Consider the following 3,070-nt stretch of genomic DNA (forward strand, 5'->3'; position numbering starts at 1 on the left):
AGATTTAGATTTGAACTAAATGGAAATTATCTTTATATAGATGGTATAAGTTTTGATAAATTTGAAAGTTTTAAAGAAGACTTAATATTTAAATATGGAGATTCAAAATTTATTGAAGCTTGCAATACAAGTTATTTAAATATTAAAGCAGATTTAATTTATTATCCCAATATAAATGAATTTAATGGGAACAGAAGTATTCAACTTAATATAAAAAATATAAGAATTAAATAAAAGTTAATTAAAATAGTATTTAAAAATTCTACAGAATATAAATAAGGAACTGTCTCAATAACTTTAAATTAGCAATGTATTATCATTATTAATTTAAACTATAAGACAGTTCCTATTTTAAATATTTAATGGTCTATATAATCAAAGACTATTTTATAGTGTTTTCATATTGTTCAACCATTCTTTTAACCATTTCTCCACCAACACTTCCGCATTGTTTTGAAGTAAGATCTCCATTGTAGTCACTGAAAGGAACACCCATTTCACTAGCTACTTCATTCTTGAATTTAGATAATCCGTTTTTAGCTTCTGGTACTAATTTTTGTGCCATAATATTTTCACCTCCTTTTCATCTTTGTAATTATAGCTTGTGTAAATTTTAGAGAAATATTATATGTAAGTAAAGGAAATTGGACATAATAGTGGTAGTAGAAATTAATAATTATTTTTAATAAAATTTAAAGATAACATTAAATAAAAAATGATTATATGATATATTGAAATAGGATTTATATTTTAAAGGAGTGTTTATATGAGTAAATATAAAATAATTATGACCGGAGGAGGAACAGCAGGACATGTAACTCCAAATTTAGCTTTAGTTCCTGGACTAAAAAAAAGAGGTTTTGAAATAAAATATATTGGAAGTAAAGATGGTATAGAAAAAGAAATTATAAGAGATGCCAATATACCATACTATGAAATATCATCTGGAAAGTTAAGAAGATACTTTGATTTTAAAAACTTTTCAGATCCTTTTAAAGTAATGAAGGGTGTAATAGAAGCTAATAAAATATTAAGAAAAGAAAAGCCAGATGTGATATTTTCGAAGGGTGGATTTGTTGCAGTACCAGTAGTTATTGCAGCCTCTATGAAGAAGATACCTGTTATTTCTCATGAATCAGATTTAACTCCAGGACTTGCAAATAAATTATCCGCTCCTTTCTGTAATAAGCTATGTGTAACCTTTAGAGAAAGCTTAAACTATATAAAAGATAATAAAGGTGTATTAACAGGAACTCCTATTAGAGAAGAAATATTAAATGGAAGTAAGGAAAAAGGAAAAGAAATTTGTGCTTTTAAGGAAAATAAAGAAATTTTACTTGTAATCGGAGGAAGCTTAGGAGCTAAAAGTATAAATGAAGCTGTTAGAAATAACTTAGAAGAATTACTTAAAAACTACAATATAATTCATATATGTGGAAAGAATAATTTAGATAAAAACTTAAATGGGAAAAGTGGATATCTTCAGTTTGAATATGTTAAAGAAGAATTACCACATTTATTAAAGGCTGCTAATTATGTGATTTCTAGAGCTGGTGCAAATGTTATTTTTGAATTATTAGCATTAAATAAACCAACTTTATTAATTCCTTTATCAAAGAAGATAAGCAGAGGAGACCAAATTTTAAATGCTAAATCCTTTGGAAAAGAAGGATATTCTATTGTTTTAGATGAAGATGAAATGATAGAGAATGATAAAAAAATAATTATAAAACTTAAAGAACTTAAAAATAAGAAAAATGTTTTAATTCAAAACATGAAAAATAGTGGTATAAGTAATGGAGTTGACTCAATATTAGAAGTAATAGCTAATAGTATAAAAATATCCAAGTAAAATACGGTTTTTTTTACCTGAAAGAACAATATTGTGCTAATATTAGGCTCAGAAAACTTGCAAAATAAAAATAGTGTTATATAATAAAATAGTAAGTGTAAAAATAGGTAATATTTATCCAAGTAGTGACTTTTTAGTCAGATGATGAGGTGATGTATTAATGAAAAAAATTTCTATTATATATTGGAGTAATGGAGGAAATGTTGAAGTTCTTGCAAATTCAATTGCTGAAGGTGCTAAAAGCCAAAATTCAGAAGTAATCATCAAACATGTTTATGATGCAACAATTGAAGATGTAAATGAAGCAGATGCAGTTGCCTTTGGAAGCCCTTCAATGGACAATAATAGAATTGAACAACAGGAAATGGAACCTTTCATAAACCAATTTAAATTACTACCTAACAAGCAAAAGAAGATAGTATTATTTGGATCATATGGATGGGACGATGGAAAGTTCATGGATGATTGGATTCAACGAATGAAAGACTATGACTTTAATGTTATAGGAAGCATTGCCGTTAAAGAATCACCAAGTGAAGAAGATTTAAAAGAAGCAAGAAAACTTGGAGAGAAATTAACTAAATAAATTCTTTAAGAGGATAATGACTTTATAGAAGTACTTACAAAGGGGTTAAGTGCTTAGACTTCTATTGAAGAAAATAAATTTTTATTACTAATAATTCATTCTTAAATTTTCAATACAGTTTTAAAATTCTGTATTTGAATATTATTATATTTATATATAAGGAAGAGAGGTCAAACATAATGAGAAAAATGAAAACTATGGATGGTAATACAGCTGCCGCTCATATATCTTATGCTTTTACAGAAGTAGCAGCTATATTCCCAATTACACCATCTTCACCAATGGCTGAACACGTAGATGAGTGGGCAGCACAAGGAAGAAAGAACATATTCGGTCAACCAGTTAGAGTTATGGAAATGCAATCAGAAGCAGGAGCTGCTGGTGCAGTTCATGGATCTTTACAAGCTGGTGCATTAACTACAACATATACTGCATCTCAAGGTTTATTATTAATGATACCAAATATGTACAAGATTGCAGGTGAACTGCTTCCAACAGTATTCCATGTATCAGCAAGAGCTTTAGCAACTTCTTCATTAAGTATATTTGGAGATCATCAAGACGTTATGGCTGCAAGACAAACAGGTTTTGCAATGCTTGCAGAAGGTTCAGTACAAGAAGTTATGGATTTA

The 3,070-nt window shown here is 27.9% G+C and carries 3 protein-coding genes and 2 pseudogenes; 4 read left to right on the forward strand and 1 reads right to left on the reverse strand.

The features are described from left to right. A pseudogene (locus HUJ77_RS15225) lies at positions 1 to 234 on the forward strand (single-stranded-DNA-specific exonuclease RecJ); the annotation flags it as partial. A gap of 148 nt (positions 235 to 382) precedes the next feature. On the opposite strand, the gene HUJ77_RS15230 reads toward HUJ77_RS15225, so the two are convergent. Continuing rightward, positions 383 to 565 carry an alpha/beta-type small acid-soluble spore protein gene (locus tag HUJ77_RS15230; protein WP_291710094.1) on the reverse strand — a complete coding sequence of 61 codons (183 nt, stop codon included), beginning with the start codon at positions 563 to 565 and terminating at the stop codon, positions 383 to 385. A 201-nt stretch (positions 566 to 766) separates the two neighbouring features. Here HUJ77_RS15230 and HUJ77_RS15235 point away from each other — a divergent pair, with 201 nt between their 5' ends. The 3 genes and pseudogenes from HUJ77_RS15235 to HUJ77_RS15245 all read left to right on the forward strand — a co-directional run. Beyond that, entirely contained in the window at positions 767 to 1,852 is a 1,086-nt protein-coding gene (locus HUJ77_RS15235) for an undecaprenyldiphospho-muramoylpentapeptide beta-N-acetylglucosaminyltransferase (RefSeq protein ID WP_291710096.1), read from the forward strand. 160 nt (positions 1,853 to 2,012) lie between these two features. Continuing rightward, a complete protein-coding gene (locus HUJ77_RS15240) occupies positions 2,013 to 2,438 on the forward strand; it encodes a flavodoxin (RefSeq protein ID WP_291710098.1) in 426 nt (141 codons plus the stop codon). Between the two features lie 179 nt (positions 2,439 to 2,617). Beyond that, a pseudogene (locus HUJ77_RS15245) lies at positions 2,618 to 3,070 on the forward strand (pyruvate:ferredoxin (flavodoxin) oxidoreductase); the annotation flags it as partial.

The organism is Clostridium sp., assembly GCF_021443865.1.
Classification (GTDB): Bacteria; Bacillota; Clostridia; order Clostridiales; family Clostridiaceae; genus Clostridium.